18 protein-coding genes are annotated in these 25545 nt (G+C 34.8%); 14 read left to right on the plus strand and 4 right to left on the minus strand.

Features of this window, described 5'->3' with window-relative positions; translation table 11 throughout:
• Nucleotides 1–27 precede the first annotated feature (27 nt).
• Nucleotides 28–3759 carry a metallophosphoesterase gene (locus NAT51_RS03605; protein ID WP_250595341.1) on the plus strand — a complete coding sequence of 1244 codons (3732 nt, stop codon included), beginning with the start codon at nt 28–30 and terminating at the stop codon, nt 3757–3759.
• A 111-nt stretch (nt 3760–3870) separates the two neighbouring features.
• On the plus strand, nt 3871–4290 hold the full coding sequence (locus NAT51_RS03610; protein ID WP_250595343.1) for an OsmC family protein: 420 nt from the start codon (nt 3871–3873) through the stop codon (nt 4288–4290).
• Here NAT51_RS03610 and NAT51_RS03615 read toward each other — a convergent pair.
• Nucleotides 4287–5150, minus strand: a complete 864-nt coding sequence (locus NAT51_RS03615; protein ID WP_250595345.1) for a hypothetical protein — start codon at nt 5148–5150, stop codon at nt 4287–4289. The two genes, NAT51_RS03610 and NAT51_RS03615, sit on opposite strands and share 4 nt — an antisense overlap.
• Nucleotides 5151–5535: 385 nt before the next feature.
• Between NAT51_RS03615 and mnmE the strand changes: the two genes are divergently transcribed.
• The 10 genes from mnmE (at nt 5536) to NAT51_RS03665 (ending at nt 14599) form a co-directional block, all read left to right on the plus strand.
• Nucleotides 5536–6936 carry a tRNA uridine-5-carboxymethylaminomethyl(34) synthesis GTPase MnmE gene (mnmE, locus tag NAT51_RS03620; RefSeq protein WP_250595347.1) on the plus strand — a complete coding sequence of 467 codons (1401 nt, stop codon included), beginning with the start codon at nt 5536–5538 and terminating at the stop codon, nt 6934–6936.
• A 242-nt stretch (nt 6937–7178) separates the two neighbouring features.
• Entirely contained in the window at nt 7179–7748 is a 570-nt protein-coding gene (locus NAT51_RS03625) for a helix-turn-helix domain-containing protein (protein ID WP_250595349.1), read from the plus strand.
• Nucleotides 7741–8886 (plus strand): tyrosine-type recombinase/integrase, encoded by a 1146-nt coding sequence (locus NAT51_RS03630; protein WP_250595351.1) that lies wholly within the window; start codon nt 7741–7743, stop codon nt 8884–8886. The genes NAT51_RS03625 and NAT51_RS03630 overlap by 8 nt, the downstream gene beginning before the upstream one ends.
• Nucleotides 8873–9826: a hypothetical protein gene (locus tag NAT51_RS03635; protein WP_250595353.1), complete on the plus strand. Its 954-nt coding sequence runs from the start codon at nt 8873–8875 to the stop codon at nt 9824–9826. The genes NAT51_RS03630 and NAT51_RS03635 overlap by 14 nt, the downstream gene beginning before the upstream one ends.
• 195 nt (nt 9827–10021) lie before the next feature.
• Complete coding sequence (locus NAT51_RS03640; protein WP_250595355.1) at nt 10022–10363, plus strand: helix-turn-helix domain-containing protein; 342 nt, start codon at nt 10022–10024, stop codon at nt 10361–10363.
• A 26-nt stretch (nt 10364–10389) separates the two neighbouring features.
• Nucleotides 10390–10803, plus strand: a complete 414-nt coding sequence (locus NAT51_RS03645) for a hypothetical protein (protein WP_250595357.1) — start codon at nt 10390–10392, stop codon at nt 10801–10803.
• 153 nt (nt 10804–10956) lie between these two features.
• Nucleotides 10957–11859, plus strand: coding sequence for a hypothetical protein (locus NAT51_RS03650; protein ID WP_250595359.1), 903 nt, complete (start codon nt 10957–10959; stop codon nt 11857–11859).
• Nucleotides 11849–12430, plus strand: a complete 582-nt coding sequence (locus tag NAT51_RS03655; protein WP_250595366.1) for a 3'-5' exonuclease — start codon at nt 11849–11851, stop codon at nt 12428–12430. The genes NAT51_RS03650 and NAT51_RS03655 overlap by 11 nt, the downstream gene beginning before the upstream one ends.
• Before the next feature lie 150 nt (nt 12431–12580).
• Complete coding sequence (locus NAT51_RS03660) at nt 12581–13612, plus strand: S1 family peptidase (RefSeq protein ID WP_250595368.1); 1032 nt, start codon at nt 12581–12583, stop codon at nt 13610–13612.
• A gap of 51 nt (nt 13613–13663) precedes the next feature.
• A complete protein-coding gene (locus tag NAT51_RS03665) occupies nt 13664–14599 on the plus strand; it encodes a hypothetical protein (protein ID WP_250595370.1) in 936 nt (311 codons plus the stop codon).
• Between the two features lie 140 nt (nt 14600–14739).
• On the opposite strand, the gene NAT51_RS03670 is transcribed toward NAT51_RS03665, so the two are convergent.
• From NAT51_RS03670 to NAT51_RS03680, 3 genes are all read right to left on the minus strand, one after another.
• Nucleotides 14740–15174, minus strand: coding sequence for a hypothetical protein (locus NAT51_RS03670; protein ID WP_250595372.1), 435 nt, complete (start codon nt 15172–15174; stop codon nt 14740–14742).
• Nucleotides 15175–15734: 560 nt separating this feature from the next.
• Entirely contained in the window at nt 15735–22727 is a 6993-nt protein-coding gene (locus NAT51_RS03675; RefSeq protein WP_250595380.1) for an RHS repeat-associated core domain-containing protein, read from the minus strand.
• Nucleotides 22728–22731: 4 nt separating this feature from the next.
• Nucleotides 22732–23175: a T9SS type A sorting domain-containing protein gene (locus NAT51_RS03680; protein WP_250595382.1), complete on the minus strand. Its 444-nt coding sequence runs from the start codon at nt 23173–23175 to the stop codon at nt 22732–22734.
• Between the two features lie 349 nt (nt 23176–23524).
• Between NAT51_RS03680 and NAT51_RS03685 the strand changes: the two genes are divergently transcribed.
• Entirely contained in the window at nt 23525–25252 is a 1728-nt protein-coding gene (locus tag NAT51_RS03685; protein ID WP_250595384.1) for a helix-turn-helix transcriptional regulator, read from the plus strand.
• Nucleotides 25253–25361: 109 nt separating this feature from the next.
• Complete coding sequence (locus NAT51_RS03690) at nt 25362–25544, plus strand: hypothetical protein (protein WP_250595386.1); 183 nt, start codon at nt 25362–25364, stop codon at nt 25542–25544.
• Nucleotide 25545: the final 1 nt, after the last annotated feature.

Below are 25545 nucleotides of genomic sequence, written 5' to 3' on the forward strand. Positions count from 1 at the left end.
ACAATGATCTTTTAATTGTACTAAATTATGAAATTGTTTTGGGTAAACGAGTCAATCAAACAAAATTCTAAACTGTTTTGCTATTCCTCCCTGTTATTGCTTTTAAACGCCTGTGCTACCCACCAGATACAATTAGGCAAGGACACCCATACCCTAATGGCTGAAGAAAAGCAGGATACGGTCAAAAACAGCCATACCTTATACCTCATCGGGGATGCCGGAAATGCTGATGACGACCAGACACAGCAAACACTATCACTGTTAAAAAACCGTCTGGACCAATCCGGCAAGAATGCTACCCTGTTATTTTTAGGCGATAATATCTATCCGTTGGGAATGCCTGTTGATAAAAACACCGACGAGCGGAAAGACGCCGAAATCAAGTTGGAGAACCAACTCAAAACCGCCAAAGATTTCAAAGGAAAAACCGTATTCATTCCCGGCAACCACGACTGGTACCACGGATTAAAAGGTTTGTCTGAAGAAGAACTGTTTGTAACCGACCATACCAAAGACAAGAAATCATTTTTACCCCGGAAAGGCTGCGGGATTGAAAGCATCAGTCTGACCAACGATTTATCCTTAGTAGTGATCGACAGCCAATGGTATTTAGAAGACTGGGACAACCAACCCTATATCAATGACAATTGCGATATCAAAACCCGTGAAAAATTCTTTGAAGAATTTGAAAGCCTGTTGAACAAAAACCAGAACAAGACCACGATAGTTGCGATTCACCATCCGTTAATCACCAACGGTCCCCATGGCGGACAGTATTCATTGAAAAAACAACTTTACCCTTCCAAGTTTAAAGTTCCCCTGCCCGTTTTAGGTTCATTGGCCAACCTGATCCGGAAAACATCAGGTGTAAGTCCGCAGGACACCCAAAACAAGCTCTACACCGCCTTTGTCAATCGTTTAAAACCCATTATCCAGAATAAAGAAAACGTCATTGTCGTATCAGGACACGAGCACAATTTACAATACATTGAAAACGACGGTATTTACCAGATTGTGAGCGGATCGGCCTCCAAGAAAGAAGCAGCGAGAGCCATCTACCCAGTTAACTTCTCTTACGGCGGTAACGGTTATGCAGTATTGAATGTAAAAGAAAACGGAAGTGCACAGGTTGTGTTTTACGCTACCGAAGGTACTTCCGAAAAAGAAATCTTCCGTCAGGAAATCATAAAAGAAAAGAAAGAAAAAGAATTAATCTATACCGGGCTGACCAACACAAAGGTTGAAGCCTCCGTGTATACCCCTGAGATGACCAAAAAAAGTGCCTTCTACCGCTTATTATGGGGAAAACATTACCGCGAACACTACAGCAGGCTAATAGAAGCGCCCATTGTGAAGCTTGACACTTTATACGGCGGATTAAAACCAACCATTTCCGGCGGTGGCCATCAATCGTTATCCTTACGTCTGAAAGACAAAAACGGAAAAGAATATGTGATGCGGGCTTTAAAGAAAAGTGCGTCCCGTTTCTTACAATCGGTGGCATTCAAAGAGCAAAATATTGAAAATGATTTTGACAACACCACAGCCGAGCGGTTCATTTATGACTATTATACCACGGCACATCCGTATACCCCGTTTGTAATTGGCGATCTGGCCGATAAAATTGGCGTGTACCATTCCAATCCGAAACTGTTTTATGTACCTAAGCAAACTACTTTGGGCCACTATAACGAAACCTTCGGAGACGGACTGTATATGATTGAAGAGCGCCCAACCGATGAACACAAAGATCTCGAAAGTTTTGGGAAACCTGATGGAATTATAGGCTCTGATGACGTATTGGCCAATTTGAGAAAAGACGAAAAATACAGCGTTGACGAAGAAAGTTACATCAAAGCCCGTTTATTTGATATGCTTATTGGCGACTGGGACCGCCACCCTGACCAATGGCGCTGGGCCGAATTCAAGCAAGGCAATAAAGTCATTTACAAACCCATTCCGCGTGACCGTGACCAAGCCTTTGCCAAAATCGACGGGAACCTATTGGCCTTGATTACCAATATTCCGGCGGCACGGCATATGAAATCATTCAAAAAAGAGTTGCCCAATTCCAAATGGTTCAACTTTGAGGCAAACGGTTTAGATTTGGCTTTCATCAAGAACAACGATGCGGCGATGTGGCAAAAACAGGCACAGTATATTGTGGCCAACCTGACACCGCAAGCCATTGATCAGACCTTTGGAAAACTTCCGAAAGAACTAAGAAATGATGCCACCACAACAGAAATAAAAACCAAGCTGAATAACCGTCTCCAACAACTCGAAACGTATGGATTAGGCTACCGTAAATTCCTGAATAAGAACATCCTTTTATTGGGTACAGACAAAAAAGACAAGTTTGTTATTGAGCGCCAGGCAGGCGGAAAAACCGAAATCACCCAATTCCGTGTGAAAAAAGAAGGAGAAGAAAAGATATTCGGGAGAGTTTATGATGCCGATGAAACCAAAGAAATCGTGATTTACGGTCTGGATGATGAAGACATTTTTGAAGTTGGCGGAAAAGGTTCAAACCCAATCCGGATCAGGCTCATTGGCGGACAAAACCACGACACCTATACTATTGACAGCGGAAAGAATATCCGTATTTATGATTTCAAGTCCAAAGAAAATACCATAACAGGAAGTGGCAATCCGTGTGTGACCCTGACCGATGATTACGAAGTTAACGAGTATTACAGTAAAAACAACAAACCGAATGCTCTGATGACTTTGCCTTCGATAGGTTCCAATCCAGATGACGGAGTCAAACTGGGCATATCGTTGAATTATACCCGTTACGGATTTAAAAGCAATCCGTATGCACAAAACCATCAATTCAAAGGCAATTACTATTTTGCCACCGAAGGCTTCGAATTGTTTTACAAAGGAACATTTGCCAAGACTTTCGGTAACTGGGATTTTGCCCTAGATACCCGCTATACCACGCCTAATTTCAGTATTAACTATTTTGGGTACGGGAATGAGATTGAAAATAACGATGATGAGGCCGGGATGAATTACAACCGTGTGAAAATACAAATGCTTAAAGTGGCACCTTCCCTGATCCGCAAAGGAAAAAACGGCAGTACGATACAAATACAGCCTACGTTTGAAAACATCGAAGTAGAAGAAACACCGGGCCGTTTTGTGGATATTCCCGGGAATGTGAATCCGAAGGTTTTTGACTACCAGCAATTTGCAGGAATCGACTTTAAGTACAGTTTTGAAAACTATGATAATGTATCCAATCCAACGATGGGAATGACCTTCTCGGTACTGGCCAGCTGGAAAACCAATTTAAATGACCAGAAGCGTAACTTTCCTTATCTGGAAGGTATTTATGGAGTAAGTCACAAACTACTGCCAAAAGGGCAATTGGTACTGGGTACTTTACTGAAAGCCAAAGCCGTGTTGAACAACAATTATGAGTTTTACCAAGGCGCATCGTTAGGCGGTGATTACGATTTGAGAGGTTACCGCACCGAACGTTTCTTAGGAAAACAATCCTTTTTCCAGAGCACCGATTTACGTTTGCGAGTGGGTAAAATAAGACAGAGTCTGATCCCGATGCAATATGGACTACTGGGTGGTTATGATTACGGGCGTGTATGGCTGGACGGTGAAGATTCAGATAAATGGCACCAATCTGTGGGCGGCGGATTATGGCTGAACGGACTCAATTCGGTGACAGCAAGACTGACGTATTTTAACGGATCAGACGGAAGCAGGATTGCGTTTGGGTTAGGGTTTGGGTTTTAGGCTTCGATACTTCGACAGGCTCAGTAACCATAGCTCAGCCACCGATGAAAGACTAAGAACTAAGGACTCTTCACTAATCACTAAATTAATAATCACTTAAACATAAAAACCATGAAATTTTCAAGAAAAGCGAATGCCAACTGGAAAGGCACCGGAATGGAAGGAAAAGGAACCATTTCGACCCAGAGTACTACATTGAACAATGCCCAATTATCTTTCAAGACTCGTTTTGAAGACGGAAGCGTGGGTACCAATCCGGAAGAATTAGTTGCTGCGGCACATTCAGGATGTTTTACCATGCAACTTAGTTTTTTATTAAGCGGAGCCGGTTATACCCCTGAAAATTTAGATACCGAAGCGAAGATCACTTTTGAAGACGGCACCATCACCCAAATGCACTTGACTTTAAAAGGCAGTGTACCGGGAATCAGCAGTGAAGAATTTCAGGAAACCGCTCAAAAAGCCAAAGAAATATGCCCGATATCCAAATTACTGAATACCGAGATTATCCTTGACGCGCAACTAGTCTAATCTTTCAACATATACTCATATACCCTGCCGCCTGATTTTTTAACTTTCTCGTCGGCGATATACAAAACCGAATCGCTTATGAACGTCAGTGCTTCTTTTTGGGAGTAATGGTTTAGAGGCAGTTCGGTTTTTGTTCCTTCATAAAACTTATCGGTGGTAAAACCTTTGAACAACCAGATTTTATCATGGCTCAGAATGGCTACTTTTTGTTGGTCCGGACTAATGGCCGCTGCTGTGATGGCACAGGTATTAAAATCGGGGCAACTGGTAAATTTACCCAATAAGGTTGCGGTTTGGGCACCCGGCTGGTTTGGGATTTTATATAAAGAGACACTTCCGTCTGAGCTTGTACTTCTGTTTTTAGTGAACAGATAGAAATGGTTTTGGTACACGATGAATGCTTCCACATCATAAAACCGTTCGCTGGACGGGGGCGGGAATGCGGTTTGGTCCGGGTAACTGAAAGTAGTTTTGGCCGCAGCCGTAGTCTCACTGTTAGTCAATGTTTCCTTACCCACTTTATAAATACACAAATCCTGGCGGACATTATCATTGTTACCGAAATCACCTATATAAATATTTCCTTCCTGATCTGAAGCCAGATCTTCCCAATCCACATTGGTCGCATCGGTAATGCTGATGGTATGGGCAATATTACCGTTTTCATCCAATCGGTACAAATCGTTTTCGTTACCACTGTCTTCTATGGCCCAAAGAGCACTTCCCACCCACTCTATTCCGGAAACTTCTTCGAGTGACTTGGGCAATTTGTACACTGTTTTGAGTTCGTCCTTGTCTGAAGAGCAAAAGCTAAAAGATGTTAAGACAATGGTGGCTATTGAAAAAGGTATAGATTTCATGATGATGAATTTTACTGCTAATTTAATGAATTTAGTGGTTTTAGTGATTAGTGATTAGTGATTAGCACCGTTAAAAGTATGTTTGGTACCCTTTTAAGAGTGATTAATCCATAGACAATAGTCTTCGGTAGCATTTAAAAAGTAACTAGTGACTAGTAATTAGTGATTAGCGACGGTTAAAGAATGGCTAGTCTCTATCTAAGAGTGATTAGTCCTATCTAAAAAGTCATCAGTACCACCTACAAAGTTATCAGTACCACTCTAAGAAATATCAAAAGCTAATTACTAGTCACTAATTACTAGTCACTAATTACTAATCACTCTTCACTAGTCACTAATCACTAAAAACACTACCTTTGCCCTATTCAATTTTGCAAGACGATTCATGATTCATAACGATACCATTGTTGCATTAGCTACGCCTTCAGGGGCGGGTGCCATTGCCGTGATACGAATTTCGGGGAAAGACGCCATCAGTATTGCGTCAGGAGTATTCAGATCCATTCACAACAAAGATTTAAACAAACAGAAGTCGCATACGCTGCATTTAGGCCATGTGATGGACGGTGACAAGGTGTTGGATCAGGTACTGGTTTCGTTGTTTAAAGGAACCAATTCGTACACGGGTGAAAACACAGTGGAGATTTCGTGTCACGGATCGACTTTCATCCAACAACAAATCATTCAGTTATTACTGCGTAAAGGATGCCGCATGGCACAGGCCGGGGAATTTACCCTTCGCTCCTTCCTGAACGGGAAAATGGACTTGTCGCAGGCGGAGGCGGTTGCCGATCTGATTGCTTCGGATAATGAGGCGAGCCACCAGATTGCAATGCAGCAGATGCGTGGCGGTTTTAGCAATGAAATTGCCCATTTGCGTCAGGAGTTGCTGAATTTCGCTTCATTAATCGAGTTGGAACTGGATTTTTCGGAAGAAGATGTGGAGTTTGCCGACCGTACACAGTTCAATGAATTACTGACCCGAATTGAGTTTGTGTTAAAGCGCCTGATTGATTCCTTTGCCGTGGGTAATGTAATTAAGAACGGAATTCCGGTGGCAATTGTGGGTGAACCCAATGTAGGGAAATCAACCTTATTGAATGCCTTACTGAATGAAGAGCGTGCCATTGTGAGTGATATTGCAGGTACGACGCGTGATACGATTGAGGACGAATTAATCATCGACGGAATCGGTTTCCGATTTATTGATACGGCAGGTATCCGTGAAACGAAAGATGTGGTGGAAAGCATTGGTATCCAGAAGACATTTGAGAAAATGGAACAGGCACAGGTGGTATTGTACCTATTTGAAAGTCTGAAATTTAAAAGCCAAAGCGCCGAATACATCACTGAAATAGAGAAAGTAAAAAACAAATACCCACTGAAACCTTTATTAGTGGTGATCAATAAGATTGATTTGCTTACGACAGATGAAGTGGCAATGATCAAACAACAGTTGGAAGCACTGAGTGTGAACTTAGTGACTATTTCAGCGAAGCAGAACATGGGTATTGAAGACTTGAAGAACGAATTATTATCCTTCATCAATACGGGTGCTTTACGTAATAACGAGACGATTGTGACGAATACGCGCCACTATGACTCTTTACTGAAAGCTTTGGAAGAAATCCAGAAAGTACAGTGGGGACTGCAATCGGGCTTATCTTCTGACCTGATGGCGATTGATATCCGTCAGGCGTTGTACTACTTCGGGGAGATTACGGGAGAAGTGAGTAATGATGAATTGCTGGGGAATATTTTTGCTAATTTTTGTATTGGGAAATAACACAGTAAAAGCATCACAAATCAAAACAAACTAAAACGCACTAATCCCTTTTAATTAAAGGGATTTTTCATTTATATGCAAAATTGAAGTTTTTAATATTTCGTTATTTTCTTACATTTTTTGTACCTCATTTGTATCTCATATTATTTTTTTGCTTACTTTTGAAATACAAGGCGAGATTATGTCTCTTATTTACCCTTAATTACTCTTATTTCATCTTATATCGCTTTATTACCTATTTTATGAGTTCAAATATTATTGTAAAAAGAATATGTAATTACTGCAAGAATGTTTTTGATGCAAAAACCATAAAAACCAAGTATTGCTCCCACACTTGCAATAGGAAAGATTATAAACTAAATCAAAAATTACAGAAGATTGAAAGAAGTGATACTGAAACAAAATTAAAAGTTTCGGAATCCGTTGTAGATGTAAATTCAAGAGATTTTTTAACGGTAAAAGAAGCATCAACACTCTTACGTATGTCTTCCAAAACTGTTTACAGATTAATTGAACAAAAAGAATTAAATGCTTTCAATTTTTCAGTCAGGAAAACACTAATCAGAAGAAAGGATATTGACAGTTATTTTGAAAGTAATCTAATAAGTAATGATTATGTCAATCCCAATAGAGAAAATATTACTCCCGACAATTCATATACCATCAATGAAGCTGTCACAATATTTAATATTTCAAATGGTGCATTATACAACATTATCAAAAAACATAACATTCCTAAAAAAACACACGGGAAACACACTTTAGTAAGAAAAGAAGATTTAAACAAGATTTTCAATACCCAATATGAGTAAAGTAACACTAAGAGAGAAAAAACTGAATACCGGAAAAGTAAGCCTTTACTTGGACTACTACCCTCCTATTATCAATCCAAAAAACGGAACTGAAACCCGTAGAGAGTTTTTAAAACTATACTTGTTTAGCAATCCTAAAACAGCAGAAGAGAAAAAACACAATAAGGAAACTTATGACCTTGCAGAAATAATCAAATCCAAAAGAAATGTCCAACTCAAAAACAAGGAATTTGGTTTTAAGGACAATGTGGTACTAAATGTGAATTTTATAACACTGTACAAAAGTGTTGTCGACGACTATTTCAATACTGGAAGTGAATCCAATTATAATTCGTGGAAAGCGTCATTAATCCATTTAGAAAATTTCAGCGGAGGCACTATTCTATCAAGTAACTTAACAGTTGATTATATTAAGAAATATAGAAAATATCTGTTAAACGCTAATACCACGAGAAATTCAAAAGTTGATAAGAAACTTTCAAAAAACACGGCTTCTTCTTACTTTAAAAACTTCATGGCGGTTTTAAAGATTGCTTACAAACAAAATATAATTGAAAAGAATTTAGCCGAAGATGCTGAATACATTAAAGAAGAAGAAACACATCGGGAATACTTAACTGAAGAAGAAATTTCATTGTTATGGAAAACCGAAATCAAAATTGAGAAAGTAAAATACATGGCGATATTTTCTGCTTTAAGCGGTTTACGTTTTGTTGATGTAAACAACTTACGTTGGGAGAATATTTTCAAAGACAAACACCAGGGTTATTATATTTCATTACGAGAAGAAAAAACACAATCAATAAAAAACCATCCCATTTCTGATACTGCCTATAGTATTTTAAAAACACAACAAACTGAAAGCGGGTTGATTTTCGGAGGAATTAAATATTCCCAAATAACAAGACCTTTAAAGGAATGGATAGAAAAGTCCGGCATAAAAAAGAAAATTTCTTTCCATAATTTCAGGCATAGTTACGCAACTTTACAACTCGCAAACGGAACGGATATATACACCGTATCGAAGTTATTAGGTCATAAAAATGTTTCAACAACACAGATTTATACCAAAGTAATGGACAAAAACAAAATTGAAGCAGCAAACAGAATAAATATTGATCTTGATGGATTATCTTAAAATATACAATACAAACTATAATAAAGCCTATCGAATTGGCGAGAGTTTCATGAAACACAAACTAATTCAATTCAATACTGAAGCATTGTCATTCGGCAGAGCCTCTAATCTTCTTCATGAATTATTTAGAGGTTTTAGAGAAAAACTTTTAATCAATAAAACAACAGAGCTTACAGAACTTGCATACACCTATCAAAAATCCCTAAGTAATTATTCAAAAAACTGTATTGAACTGGTTTTAAAAAATGAAGTTAGAAAAGGCTTTTCAGAGCTAAATTTAACTTCAACATATAATACCTATACTTTTGAATTATTCATCAAAGAATTAGCAATAACCAATGCTATGAATGAATTACTAAGAGTCTTCAGTAATTATTCCGAAATGTTCAAAATGATGTATGATAATGATTATTTCGACTCCTTTGAAATTCAAGACTACTCTCCTGCTAATCATTGGGATTCTAAAATTTATATCGATTTAGAAACACGGTTTTACCCTTCAAGAAAATCAACCGAAACTTATTCGGAAAATTTTATTGAAACTTATCTCGATAATACTATTTATGATTTTGAAAGCAGCATCCCTCTTTTCAATGAAAAAGAAAAGGCTTACTTACTTCATTCAATCTATAAAATAATAGAAGAAGCCAAAGGAACAGCTAAGCTAAATAACACCGAATTTTACAAAGTCCTATCCATAGTAAACCTAAATGACAATTCATGTTTAGTAAGCGATAATTACAAAAACTCCGATTATTATAGAATCTTAAGTGCCGGTTTAGAAAAGATAAGTCCCGACCTAAAAGCTCAAGATAATTTTATTGATATTTTGTTGTCAAAAACTAAAGAATTAAAGCTAAAAAACATCACAAAATATCTATCAGAAAAGAGTACATTTTTGAAAGCTTCAATTGCAAAAAACAAAAACAAAGCAAAATAACGCTCACTATCACAAAAAACAGCACACAATAATTAATACATTTTCCCTAAAGGTTGAATTACAAATTCTGCTTTTAGGGAAATTTTCATTTAGCACTATCACTGAAAGCCTCTAAAATCAATATTCAAGAACTATTTGCAAAACACACGAAAAAACACAAAAACTAACACACTTTTTCCGAATCAATTTTGTGATATGAAAAATCAACAAATTTATATGCTCTCGGAAGAAGGAATAAAAGTACTTGTAGAGCAAATCACGGAGAACATCAAAAAAGCACTTAATCTTACCAATCCAACAGTAGAAGATTCCTTTTTGAACATTGACGAAACTGCCAAACTTATCAATTTAGCTAAACCCAGTATTTATGGATTGGTTCACCAAAACAGGATTCCATATCATAAAAAGGGAAAGCGTTTATACTTTTTGAAATCACAAATTATTGATTGGTTGAAATCCGGTAAAAAAGAATCCAAGGATGATGCCGAGGCTAAAGCCAATGATTATTTAATGAAAAATCAACTGTTTAATCGTTAATCTAACGTAACATTTACGGATATTATATGGAAAGCTATTTATATACTTGCCAGTATTGCTCTAAAGAGTATAAACCCAACCGGCGTAAAAAACAAAAATACTGTAGCAATAGTTGCCGGGTTAGATCATTCAAAATAAGAAACACTCAAACTAAAAATTTACCTGTAAAAGTTAGCCAAGACTCAGAAAAACTTAAAATTGAAAAGATGAGCTTTGCAGGTATTGGAAATGCTGCATTGGGTACTCTTGCAGTAAATTTAGCCACTAATTTACTCTCCAATGACGAAAACAAACCTGCAACCAAAAAGGACTTGAAAAACTTAATCACATCGTTAAAACAACGCTACTACCCTATTTTGAATATTCCAGTAAGAAGAGACGGTGCAAAAGCTTATTTTGATATGGAGAGTAAAAGTTTGGTTTACTTTAAACAAAAGTAACACACATTAAATTAGTACGAAATTTATTATATTTGGGTGACTTATCATATATTAGACATACAAATCTAACTCTCATAAGGATACATATGACAAAATCATACATATAAACAAGTCAGAGGTAATTTTTATTGAACATTAACTTAAATAGACCCAATGGATGAATTCCTTTCAAAAATAGAAAATTTTATATTCGACATACTTGGATTAATATTACCTGGTTTTATTTTTCTAGGCGTACTAGTAATTCCTCTTTCTTTAGTCGATATCACTCAGATTCCGTGTAAAGAGTTAGACAATTCTTATATTTTATCAGAACTGTCAACGATAAGTAATCTTTTCAAAAATTATTGGAATGAAAAATCAAACATTATAATCATTTCAATTATAATTTTAGCTTACTTACTTGGCCATTTTGTAAAAGTATTTTCGATTATAAAGTATGAAATATTAGTGGCCGTTTTTGACAAATCAATTAACAAACTAGTCGCTTATTTGTATTCGCTAGTAAAAAGTATGTTTGGTTGGATTTATCAAAAAATGTTTAACGAAAGTTTATTTTCAACAAAAGGTTATTCATGGTTAAAAGATTTATTTAAACCTATTAAAAATACACTATCCAAAATTTTCACTTTTAAATCTGAAGATTACTTTACAGATAATACAAGTTTAAGAACTGAATGTATTACAATTATAAATACTAGGTTAAGTACAAATTATCCTGACAAATGGTATTCATTATATAAATTTTCCACAGTAATTACAAATCAAGAAAGTATAAAATCAATGGCCGCATTTTTTTTAGCTAAATACAATTTATACAGATCTCTTGCATTTATTTTTATGTTTGCAGCATTCTATTACAATATTTTCTTTAATGCTTCGGCTAAGTATACTTCTTCAGAAATTCATAAATTAAGTTTACTAATTTTAATAACAACTGGTGTACTGTGGTTTACATTTCATTATAAATATAAAAGATATTGGACTCTTTGTGGCAATGAAACTTTAGTATCTTTGTATTACTTTTTGAATAAAAAAAATGTAAATGATAAGTAACAAAATATTGTTTATTGACACAGAAACTGGAGGTTTAGACCCATTGGAGAACAGCCTTCTTTCCGTTGCTTTTGCTGTTTGGGATAATGGTAGAATTACTGAAGCAAAAGAGTTTCTAATTAATGATGGTGTTCTTAATGTAACATCTAAAGCTTTAGAAATAAATAGAATAAATATTATTGAGCATTCAAGAATAGCACTAAAATCTAAGCATGCTATATCTGAAATTAAGGATTTTTTAAATAAAAATTTTGGGCTTGATGAGAAAATAATTTTATGTGGGCATAATATATTATTTGACATTAACTTTTTTAAGAATTTCTGGAATAAAAATGAGGGTAATTACAACACCAGATTTTCACATCGCTATGTAGATACTGCTTCAATATTATTCTTTCTTTCAATTACAAATAAGCTACCTAAAAATTCTAACTCTTCCCAAAATGCGTTTGATTTATTTGGTATTTCAATTGACAAACGACATAGCGCTTTAGGTGATGTTTTAGGAACAGCAGAACTTTTCAATCGTTTAATAGAATTAGATTCTTTTAATAGCAAAAACTACCGCTAACAGCTTTTTAGAGCAATAGCTAGTTTTATTTTCCTGTGTCTGAAAATACTAACAGGATAATTCTATATATTTACAAGTAATCTGGGAAGACGTCACCACTGAGCAAAACTGCGGAACGTTATCAATAAGTTATTCCTTTACAAAGATTATATGTCTTCTATTACACACGAAATTATCGGTTCAAATATTGATTTAGCAAAAATTGTCATAAATTTTTTTACTGCTGAACAAACAAATCCAGAACTATTTAAACAAATCAAAGAAATTTGTATTTCAAAATCAAATCATTTCAATAAACTAAACGGTGAATCATATATTGAATCTGGATTTCTTTCATTATTTGATTTTAGTCAGTACATGAGTTATACAAAGCTTAATGGTGGAGGATATAAAATATATCAAGTAGAGCTACTAGTAAATAAATTAGTTGAAAATCACATTATCAGTCCTCTACCAGAGCTTTTAACAGTGAATCATTCAAATGAAAGAAGATTTAAATCCGGTAGTAATTTAACTCAATTTCTTTATGAAAGAGACTTAATTCTTAATGTTGTTTGTGGATGGAACTATATAATTAATAAATATTCAAACTCTGTAGTAAAAATAGAACATAAAGCTCATAACGGTGATTGTTCGATTGGAACAGGGTTTTATTATTCAACAGGAGATAATTCAACTCGAAAAAGCCTTATAATTACTAATAAACATGTTGTTGAAAAAGCAATGCAAATAAAAGTTTTTTTAAAAGACGATACAGAACTTAAATATTTAACAATTAAACAAGATTCTGATAGAGATTTAGCTTTTATTGAACTAGAGCAATACTTACCTATTTCAACTTTCCACCTAAACCCTTCAACAGAAATTTTATCGGAAATAATTACTATTGGTTACCCATCAATTCCCATGACTAAATTTGCTTACCAATTAATCCATAAAGGTGAAGTAAATACTTATGTGGAAGATTATTTTGACAATAAGTTATTTCTTTTTTCAGCGAAAACTTCATCAGGAAATAGTGGCAGTCCAATTATAGACAGGTATGGTATGGTAGTAGGAATTGTTACTGAAGAGCTTTTTGAAAAAGATCAATTTTATAGTAAAGGAAAATTACCATATTATGCTGGTATCCCTTCCGATGAAATAATAAAATCGGCAAATAAAAATGTTTTTCATAAATAACAATAATAGCATTGAGCCACATTCCTTTATGCAAACTAAATTTACTAATGAATGAGAGAACAAGTAACAGATAAAATTAAATATTTTTATGGTGACAGAATTGAAAGTATAGAATCTCTATATGACTTGCTATTTGATATTGAGTATAATGTTACTATGATAGGAGTCTCCAACATTATGAGTTATTCAACTGGTGAAGAAGGGATAAATTTAAATAATACTATTGGGTATAATTCTAAATTAATTTTACCAGAGATATTTGATGATTTAAGTTGTTCGTTGGAATTAATTAAATCAGCCTACTTTAAGCAATCAAACCAAATTTTAAGAAACACCCTTGAACTTATCACGCAATTAATTTATTCAGAATATTTATTAAGATCAAACATGGACAGCACCCCTTGGATTAAAGGAGAAAGGGGCGTTGAAAATATTTTTGAAATCACGAAAACTTTAAAAAAAGTTGTGAGTGTTGGTTTTAAAGCTAAGCTAAAAGAGATAGAAAAATTCTATAATCTCCTTAACCAATCAACTCACTCTCATAAAAACCAGTTAAATACAAATGGCATTGCCAAGTTTGATAAATTTGGAGTCTATGGGTTTGAATATTCTTATTTTCATAATGCTTTTAGTATTCATTTATGCTGTCTTGATTTGGTAATAGAAAGTATTAAATACTTCTATACAAAATTCCCGGAAGATTTCCACAAGACAAATTTGCTAGAAAAAGTTAATTCTATTTGCGAAGAACTAAATCTTTATCGTCCCGAAATTGAAAACTATAAAAAGGGAGATTATGAAAAAGGAGAAGGTTATTTAATTTATAGAAAACATATGAATATAAAAGGTGATTCAATTCTATATTCATACAAAGCAAATAATACAATAATTTGGGCTTCTAAAACCAAAGGAAAGAAATCTGATTTGAAGTTAATTAAAAAAGCAATTGATATAGAATTAGTAAAAAGGAAAATAGCCCGTCCATAGCAGCCGTTTACATTAATTAATCTCTTAAAGCCAATATTTACTGATAAATTTAAAAATAAAATAAGTACAACATTTTGAATGTAAATTCATATAAACTAAAAAACTCCGAAGTCACCTCCGGAGTTTTTTAATTATATAAGTTACTGCTTCTTTAGAATTAATCCTCTGGCTACACCTGAAACGCTACCAAATACTTTATTGTCATCATATTCTAACTTCATAGTTGTTGAAGTTAAAGAAGTAACCCTTGCGTTGTTAAATTCCTCAAAACAACTAATAATCCTATTGCCGTTAAAATAATAGTTATCGCAATTCCAATCCTGTATTTCACAAGTCGGATTGTAATAATGTGAATTAATTTCGGTATTTTCAATAATGTGGGCGTAATCCTTATTAGTACTACACCAATGGTTATAAGGTTCTTCTGTACCATCGGCTCTTATTATTGTAGTGTAAACCCAATCACCGACCATGTTCTTAAAATTCGGTTTTAATTGTTTTTCAGAAGAATCATCATCTTTACTGCATGATAAAACTGATAATCCCATGAATAATAATATTATTGATTTTTTCATTTAATTTATTTTTTAAAATATCGAGCAACTATTTGTTTCACTAAAAGAACAAACATACAAAAAAGAAAGATAATACTTACAATTTCTGTTGCCAGAAACAAACCCTTTACATCAAAATATTCCTCCAAGTTTATGAAAATTACTTGTAGTACAAATAATAAGAAAGCTAAGAATAGAATATACTTTAATGCAGGAGAAACTGATTTTTCCATATTGCATTATTTTTTAGTCAAGTCAAACTTTAAAAAACTTGACTTGACTTATTTTACTTTTGAAACCAAAAGCGTTATCACAATTAATCTAAGAGAAATTATTTTTGTTGAGAATTCTTTTGCGCTCTTTTAAATCCAACATTTTTAACCAAAAGAAAAGAATAAATTGCTAAACTTACTATTGTAACTACTCTTTCGATAGTATAAAAATTTTCGTGACAATTAAAGATGTTCACAATAGCTTTGATTATCAAATGTGCTACAAGTAAGGTTAATAAGAGAATAAAAAACCATAAAATAATTTTTAATAGTACTTTAAACAACATTTTCATAATAGTTTAATTTAGATTAATAATATCGTGTGTCTCCATATGCCGTTATATGTAGAGTTGATCTGTTTGGATTTCCTACATCTACAGACCCTGCAAACTCATAGGCTTGATGAACCAATCCCACAGGAATGCCTAAAACACCAGCACTAATACCTATTTGAGTCGAATATGCTCTAACTGCAATTATACTTTTAGAATTTGGTGTTACCATTGCTAAAGGTTCAATTTTAGTAGTATATCTATAATTAGGTTTATAAGTATCTACTGGATTATACACATTATCCAATACAGGTTCACCAACTTTAACAGAATCTTCAATTACTGAAACTGCCCCATTTTTAGACACAATATACTCATAATCTACAGATAATGAAGCTTCAAATACATTATTCCATAGTATTCTACCCCAACTTCCTTCAAGAGTTTGTTGATCCTTGAATATTGTACCCTCGATTCCGTTATCTCCACCATGTGGCATTGCATGATTCAATGAAGAAACCACTAAACCGGTTACTGCTCCTTTCCAGAAATTACCTCCTGTAAGAGCGGCTCCTGCACCTCCCATAACCGTACCAAAAGAAATCATTCCAAAAGCACTTTTAGCAAACTTTCCTGCTCCTGCCCAACCGGTTCCAGCAACATTATATCTTTTACCGTCTAATACTCTGGTATTTGTTCCACCTGAAAAAGCACTACTTGCGATACTGCTTAACGCTCCAGATGCAGCACCTGTCCAAAATCCGCCTCCTTGAAAACCGCTTAAAGTTCCTTGGAAAATTCCGTGGGAAAGGGCCTGAGTAGTCGCCTTGAGGGTAAAATTACCGATTGTCTGCGTCCACGAGCCAATACCAAAGGTTACCGCTCCACTAACAGCTCCGACAAACGTTGCCATTAAAGCTCCTTTCAATGTTATTGGAGTTCCGTTAACTAAATTAGTTGTCAAATAAGCCGCAAAAGCAATTCCCGCTCCAATCAAAATCGCCGAAACTAATTCCTCTCCGTTTTTGTCTGTGTATTTAAACGGATTGTTCCAACAATAACCGTAACGGTTAAAACTTTGTGTATTGTAAGGGTCTTGCACAAAATTATCCGGTTGTAAGAATCGGTGGAGTTTAGGATCATATAAACGTCCGTTCATGTGAATAAGTCCAACGCTTTCCAAATGCTGATGCCCAGTGTAACCTCTGTCAAAGAATGTCAATTTACTCAGGTTGTTTTCTGCTCCATCCTGTATTTTAAGAATTTCACCCCACGGATTGTACAATCTCTTTTCAACTATACCACCATTAGCGTTGGTAATCGCCATAATACTGCCTTGGTAATCCCTGTGCAGGTAAAAATAATTTTGGTTTGTACCGTCACTTTTTACCACAACTGAGGCATTATAAGCATCACCTCCAACATAGGTTGTAAATTCAATACTTGTTGGCGTCGTGAAATTACCGGCTGTAAAGGTTGCCTTTATTTCCATACTTCCATCCGCACTGAAATATTTACGATACGGTCGTTTGAATTTATCTGTATCAGTACTGCCGTAATACATCACGCTTCTTTGCAACATAGCATTGTAACCGAAGCTGATTTTATCTACGCCTTGCTCTTCAATTTGTATCGGTGCTTTAAAAGCATTATATGAGATACTTTGCAAAGGACGCGCAGTGTAATATTTATGTGCTTCAGTACTTGGAGTTATAAACGTATTTTGGTAAGGCTTGCTCGTATTAGTATAGCTATACTGACCAAGATTATTTTCTGTAATTCTTCCCCTGTCATCATAATTCTGAACATTGATTGAATTATTATCAATTCTCAAATTATCCACATTAAAGGTTGCATTTGGTGGAACCACTCCGCCACCATTTGAACCGTTAGGACTGTTTTCATCAACAATGAATTTTAAAGTAAGTTTTGGACTGGTTACAAAATCACTAATCGTATAATTACTGTCAAAAACACCGTTGTTTATTGTTCCTAAGGGAATTTCAACCAAGTTGGTTGCATTGGTTGGGTCAGTTTCAACCATAATGGCATTGACAACTACACCATCAGTACCCGTTTTACCTGTAATATCTGCTTTTATTCTCAGTTTATTACCTGCTTTTAAATCGAGATTCAAAGGTTTGCTTGCTGATACAAAAGTGTTTTTCAAAACCAGTTTTAAAGTTCCTGCTGAATTGGTTGCAGAACCGGTTGTGGCTGTACCATCGAATACAAAACCTTCAGTTGTGGAATTGAAAGGTAATGTTAATAGATTGGCACCTGCTCCATCCCAACTTGTCAACCTGTCCAAACTGTCATAGGTAAAGTTTTCTCGTGTATCAAATAAACTATTGGTACGACTGGTTAAATTAGCTAGAATCGGTTCAAAAACATTGTTCAAAGTCATTACATCGACATTTCCTAATTGATGCTTGTTTTGCGTTACATAACCAAAGGCATCATACGTATTGGCAATTACAATACCGTTACCAAGTATGGCACTGGTTAACTGTCCACGGGAATTTTCCGCATTGGCTTGCCATTTAATCACACCATTATCCAATAACTGCCATTCTTTACCATTTTTATACGTATGGGTGATAGTCTTGGAACTGGCTTTTCCGTGTGATGATGCAGAAGAAATTTCATTTGAAACCCTTCCGTAAATGTCAAAAGTCAGTTCTTTTGTAAAGGTTGCAAATGGAGTTGATGAACTAACAGGATATAGTGTTTCAACCGTTTTATTCAAAAACTTTGTGGTTGCATCATACGTATAAGTATAATTACTGTCTCCATCATTCGGGTTAGCAACTGCAATATTGGTCAACCACTTATTTGTCGGGTCATAGGTATAAGTACTCGTTATTGATGTACCGCCACCAACAACCGATTTTGTAAGTACCTTTCCAACCGGATTTAACGTATAGGTTGTAGTTCCTTTAGGCGTGGTTTCGGTTTTTGTTTCTCCGAAAGCATTATACGAATAGGTATAAGTTCCTGCCGAAGAATCGGTAAGTCTTTCCTTTCTTCCCCAGTTGTCATATTGAACATTAATCTTAATACCTTGATAATCGGATTCAATCAAATTACCATTGGCATCAAATCTATAATTGATTGTTCCGCCTGGCGAATCAGTTGCTGAAACAACCTGACCATTGGCATTCATCGTTTTGGTTTTACACATTGTTCCGTCATTTACGGAAACGGTATGCCCGTTATACGCTGTAGTTATTATTTTTCCTGTTGGAGCTGTCGATTTAATTGGACGGTTATATACATCATATTCAAAAACAGTCCATAATGAAGGTGAAGAAGTAGAGTAAGGATCGCTCTCTTTTAGTTTCTTTCCTAAGAAATCATATTCAGTATTTGAATACACCCAATTTCCGTTAATATCCTTTACACCTTTTTTGATAGGTCTGGCCAGTGCATCACTTTCCATCATACCACTACTGCCATCATCGCCGATTTGGGTGGTGTTGTAAATATTCCCAGTTCGTGTGTAAGTGTAATTGATGCTTTTACCTAAGAAGTCGGTTATTTTAGTCCTTTTACCCCAATTATCACATTCATTGGTTGTAATCTGTCCGAAAGGATTCTTTTGTTTTAAGATTGTACCGTATAAGTTATGGTAAGTTACATTTTCTGTAACCAATCCTTCAGGGTCAGTTGTGGTTTTAATAAAACGATTAGAAGAATCATAAGTATAGGACGTTGACCGCGGTGAAACTGCGTTTGCCGCTGTTGTTCCGATTGCACTTATGGTTTTGCTTTGAAGCTGTCCGTTTGTGAAATAGGTAAACTTCTCAACTATGGTTTCCGTCGAATTGTTTGACTTCTTTTCAGTTTGAGTCAGGTTCCCATTGGTATAAGAATACTTGATATTGCTTGTCTTTGTATCCGTGCTACCTGTTGGGGTATTTACATACACCATTTTCTTTGTAGTGATTTCATTTGGTCTTCCGATATAATAATTGTTTCCTGTTCCGGAAGGGTTATTATCATAAGCGGTAATTGTCGTGGTGCTTCCATGCAATACATTCCCCACAAAATTATTATTGGTAACGTGTAACGGCAATAAGAAATCATTGGAATAGGAATTATAAACAGTTTCCCTTACGATGTTGGTCAAATAATCCGTTGTGGTTTGTTTATCCAATAATATAGAATATCGCTTACTGGTTAGGTCTGTATTTTCGGTGTAAGTATTCTCAGTTTTACTGATTAAGTTAGTATAATTTGTACCGAAATTGAGAAATTGATTTCCGTCTAATAAAAGGGTAAACGCTTTTACCATCATTCCCCTTGCATTTGGATTATTTTCGGTAACACTCCAAGTCTTTTTTCCTAAACCATCTTTATACCAACTCGAGCGGGCAGTTTTCTTAAACCCAATCATACCAATACCGTTAAGGTTTAATGCTAGTCCATGATATTGAAAATCTTGAAATTTTTCTACACCTGCCGAAATGTTTTTTAGCTTTTTTACCAGTTTGTTACTTGGCATTTGTTTTAACTCAACTAATGGATATTGTAGGCTTTCGGTTGAAGAATAAAAACCATTTAAGTAGCCTAATTCATTTGTCCCTTCTGCGGGGGTCAGCTCATCATAAATGATTTCGTCAACAATTGCCCCGTTTGATTGTGTGATTTTTTGGATTAGGTTGTCTTCCGAAAAATCTTTTTTGAAATCAACGTAAGTAATCGTTTTACTGAAAGATTCCCCACCGTGAAAACGAATCATCAATAAATCACTGTCCAATCCTTTATACTTGTAGTTTCCTGCCATTGGGATTGGTCTGGAATTATCATCGGTATCGTGAGAAGAAGGTGAAGTGTAATTATTCGTAAAAGTCCCGTTTAATCCAATATTGTTTAGGTAAGTACTTACCCTCCAAGAGGAATCAATATCTTTCGGATCCCAAAACGGGTCATATTGCCATAAACTTGTCCATACTTTTACCAAATCCGTTTTACCGTCTTTGTTAACATCCATTGTGTAATACGTACTGGTATGCCATTGTGTATCGTATGAAGTACCCGAAGTCGGTCTGTATGCGGTGATATTATGAGATTCTTTTGTAAAGAATGAACCGCCCGCAGGATTCGGGTTACTGTAATAAATATGCCATAAATCACATTCTGAACAGCCTTCAACTGAATCAGGAAGCATCACATCAGTTTTACCATCGGCGTTGAAATCCCCGAAAAGGATTTGCTTTCTTACGTCATAAGTATCTAAAGTTCCTTGACCGATAAGTTCCAGTTCAGCCCAAGGCGCAACTGTCAATTGTTTAAACGTAAGTACACGATAGTTCTTTTCCCTGTCGATTATCAATATATCTGCTTTACCATCTGAATTAAAATCCATCACATAACGTTCACCGTTTTGCAATAATTGGATATTGGCAGAAGTAAGTCCATAATTACCAAAAGTATTGTCTTCAGATGGGCTTGATGCGTTCAAATCGACTATCCTTGCTTCCTTGATTGTTTCGGAAACTTCTTTGTGCCAGTAGCATTCACTACCTGAGGGGTCGGCAATGTTAGATTGTTCGTTTCTACCTACTTCCGAACCATTTACATCAGGGTCATATTTGAATGTTTTTTTGTCATCATAGCTTAATACCAGTACATCGGACACACTATCCCCGTTAAAATCTCCTTCCAGATATTTGTTACTTTTTTTAATGTAAGTCGGACTCTCACAACGGGAGTTTGAACCGGGAATAGGATTCCCATTTTGGTCTAAGTCTTCAGGTGTACATAAATCGCTGCAATACCCGATATTATCCATTACAACGGTCTTTGAATAGTTGTTCTGAATGCTTCCGTTTTCAAGATTATAGATTTTGAAAGTGATATTGTTAAGTGCTTCATCAACCTTAACTACTGATTGCTTTTGGTTCAGTTTGTTATTGGTTAGTGTAGTTGCGGTAAACAAAACCCTTTTTAAATCTGACCTCCACTCATAAGGGAACTCGTAAGTAGTTCCAGCTCCCTGAAATAGTTTTGTGTATAATTTTTTTCCTGCAATAAAATCCAGTCTTCCGTCACCGTCAAAATCGCCTGACATATCCGGGTTTTTTGATAAATCCAAAGCATCAGTATAAGAAGTCGCGTTTTCCGTAACGGTTTCAGGTGTGGTCTTATACTCGAAAGTAATTGGGTTTGCTCCTTCCAAAGCTCCATTAAATTCCTGTATTTGACTCACACGCTGATAACCTTGTGCATCAGTAGAATGCGCCAACTGATACTTTTTAAATAACAATTCGTTGGTAAACACTTCAACCTTATCGAGTATTTCAACTTTACCAAATTTTTGGCCTTTTATAAAAGCAGATTCCTGTCTGGCTGATGATTTGTAGGTAAATACAATCTTATTCAAGGCAACCGGATTAGTTAAATTATTCCCACTAAAGCGGATTTCCCTAACACAAAGCCCTTTGTTTTCCTGTCTTGAATAAAGATAATTGATGAAGTTACCGTTTACATCTTCTGACCTTACGATGTAAAATGCTGTCGCATCGGTTCCGCTTGTTCCTGTTCCGTTCCCATACCAAGAGCGGGAGCCGTCGGGTGTTGTCACTATAAAATACATTGAAGAACCCGAACCCTTTAACTCAATTTTGTTGTTGCTCTGTACTTCAGTTTCATAGGTTGAGCCATCAGCCCAATAAGTTCCCGTTTTCAATAACAATCGTTGGCCATCGAGGGATAGCTTATCGTCCGAATCGAAATCAACACCATCCCGATAACCGTCAATGTCCTTTCGGGTTGAAATCCTCGAAATATTTGATATTCCACTGATTTCCCACCCCTGTCCTGCAATACCTGAAGTTTGACCGCTTGTATAAACCAGATTTATATTTGGCCCAACTTCTTTGATACTTGGCGGTAAAGCAATTGGTAATGTGAAATTTGCCTGACCATTATTTGAAATATCCAGTTTACCCTGTGTGTCGTGGAAATTCTGCGAAAATAAGACATTGGTAAACAATGCCATTATTAGTAAAATTTTCAATTTCATACCGCTACTGTTTAATGATTTTGATACTCTTTTCTCCTCCCGTATTGTAAGCCAGTATTATGAAATATATCCCGCTTGGATAATTACCGAAGTGAATATTCTGACTTATGGAGTTTTCTTGATGGTCAAAACTTTTGAGTAGTGAACCATTCAGGCTGAAGAGCTTTATACTTGAAATTTTACTTTCAAGTGAATTGTTCCACTTCAGGTAAAGTTCTTCTTTGACAGGATTGGGGTAATAGGCAAAACTGTCTTCAGGAACAAACTTTGTCAAATCGGAATCTGTCAATTGACCTGTGTCTTTAATTTCTGTTTTGGTAAAACAGTTTAAACAATATTCCCGGGTAATTTGATTCCCGGCTGTGTCATAATCAAAACGTATCTTTTGATCTTGACCGAACGATTTGATACTGCTACAGAGCATCATTGTAAATAATAATCGTATCATATAGTTAATTTTAAAGTTGTTTAAATAATGGTAATTGAATGTTTGATAGTGTAAAGCTTCAGATAAGCCCCAAAAAGATTTCTTCATTGTCTTAATGATTTTTTTTATTAGAATTTCTTAGTAGGGAGTTTATTATGAAAGAAAAGGGATTCAGAAATTGAGTAGAATTTCATTTCTGTTACTTCAAAGCTATACCCATTTCTATTGTATCACAAATGATACTGTCTTGGATTTATAAATCATCGCCCTGAATTAATAAATCCTCGCTTTGAATTAATAAATCATTTCTTACAAATGGCTTTTTTTAATATGTTTGCAGACGATTTTTAATTATTCAAAAAAACAGAGTATGGGTTCAAAGAGTTTTATTTTAATATTATTCAGTCTTACTTTTTCAATGAGTTTTGCTCAAAAGGAAGTTAAAAAAGATGGCTATGATGAATTGAGAAAACTGTTTTTTGATAATGCAAATAATAAATCAAAACAGAAGGTTTACGCAAAAGCATTTTTGGATAAAGCAAAGAAGGAAAATAACAACAATAAAATCATTAGAGGATATTACCTTCATTCTTTAGTAAATGAAAAGGATAAAGCATTAATTTATTTAGATTCTGTCATACAGTATTCCATTAATACAGATGATGAAAATTTTCCAAATTCAGCTTATTGCGAAAAAGCGTTTATTTTAGAAAGCCAGTTTAAATATAAAGAAGCCTTACAGAACTATTTACTTGCCGAAAAATATGCAATGAGTAAAAAAAGAATTGATGATTATTATGTAGCCCGATATTATGTCGCAATTACAAAATCAGAAAGTTTAGGAGAAACTAAAGAAGCACTTAATATATATAAAGAGATATTCAATCACTATAAAAAAGGAGATGCTTTTAAAACAGATTACTCAAAAACGATTTATCAAAAAGCAATATTCGGGATTGCAGATTCATATAAAGCGTTAAAATCAACCGATTCAGCTACTTATTACAACAAGTTAGGCTACAGAGAAACAAAGAAAGCAAATAACGAACAGTTTCTAAATTTGTTCATATTAAACGAAGGAGCCAATCAGATTCTGACAAAAAACTATAGGACGGCATCAGACAGTATCAAAAAAGCTCTACCTTTTTTAAAACGAAATAATGATAAAGCAAACATCATGGCTTCTTATTATTATTTAGGACAAATTAATCAAGGACAAGGCAATACAAATGAAGCGTTAAAAAACTTCATTAAAGTAGATTCCATTCACCAAAAGGAAAAAATAATGTTCCCTGAATTAATTGGTGGGTATCATTATCTAATTTCATATTATAAAAAAACAGGTAATAATAAAAAACAATTAGAATATTTAACTAAGTACATCAGTATTGACAGTGCTTTTCAGCAAAGTCATAATAACATGTACAAATTACTTGTAAAGGAGTATGATATCCCCCATTTATTCAAGGAAAAAGAAGCATTGATTGAATCCTTAAAAGACAACAATTCGCTTTTCCTGATAATTTCAATAATATTAATAATTGCTGTATTAGGATTATTGTATTATCAATACAGACTAAAGAAAATATACAAAGAAAGATTTCAAAAAATCATTATTGACACCCAGAAAAAAATAACCATTAATGACAATAAAACACAACCAACACTTGAAAAAAAGGATACTGTTTTAAAAGAAACTAAAACGATTAAAAGTAAAGAATTAAATATTGCAAAAGATGTTGAAGTACGTATTTTAAAAAGTCTCAAGGAATTTGAACGTCAAAAAAAATATCTCAAACAGGGTATTACATTACAATCTTTGGCAAAAGATTGTAATACCAATACCGTTTACTTGTCTAAAATAATTAACAGCTATAAAGAGAAAAAATTCAGTGATTATATTAACGATTTACGTATAGATCAATGTGTGCTTGAATTACAACAAGACTCCGAATTTTTAAAATATACGATTGAAGCAATTGCAACAGATTTTGGTTTTAATAACGAAGATACTTTTTCAATTGCTTTCCAAAAAAGAATGAAATTGAAACCAAGTTTCTTTATTAATGAATTAAAAAAAATGAAGGAAAGCGCATGAATTCAATGAATTCGACCCTGAATTTATTAATTCAGGGAACCTGATACTAATTTCAAGGTTTATGGAAATCACAAATAATTACATTTGCCAAAATCAAATATAAATAGACATGAAAAAAAACAAAAAAGAAAGGTTACAATTTGAGAAATTCAGTGTAATGGAGTTAAACAATTTAATAGCGATTAAAGGAGGTGGTAATGATGCGCCACCTACAGTTACACATGACCTAACCATTACTGGAGGAAGTAGCAACGGAGGAGGTGGATCTTCTTCAGCTGACTGCACAAAATAAT

The sequence above is a fragment of the Flavobacterium amniphilum genome (genome assembly GCF_023634845.1).
Taxonomy (GTDB): Bacteria; Bacteroidota; Bacteroidia; order Flavobacteriales; family Flavobacteriaceae; genus Flavobacterium; species Flavobacterium amniphilum.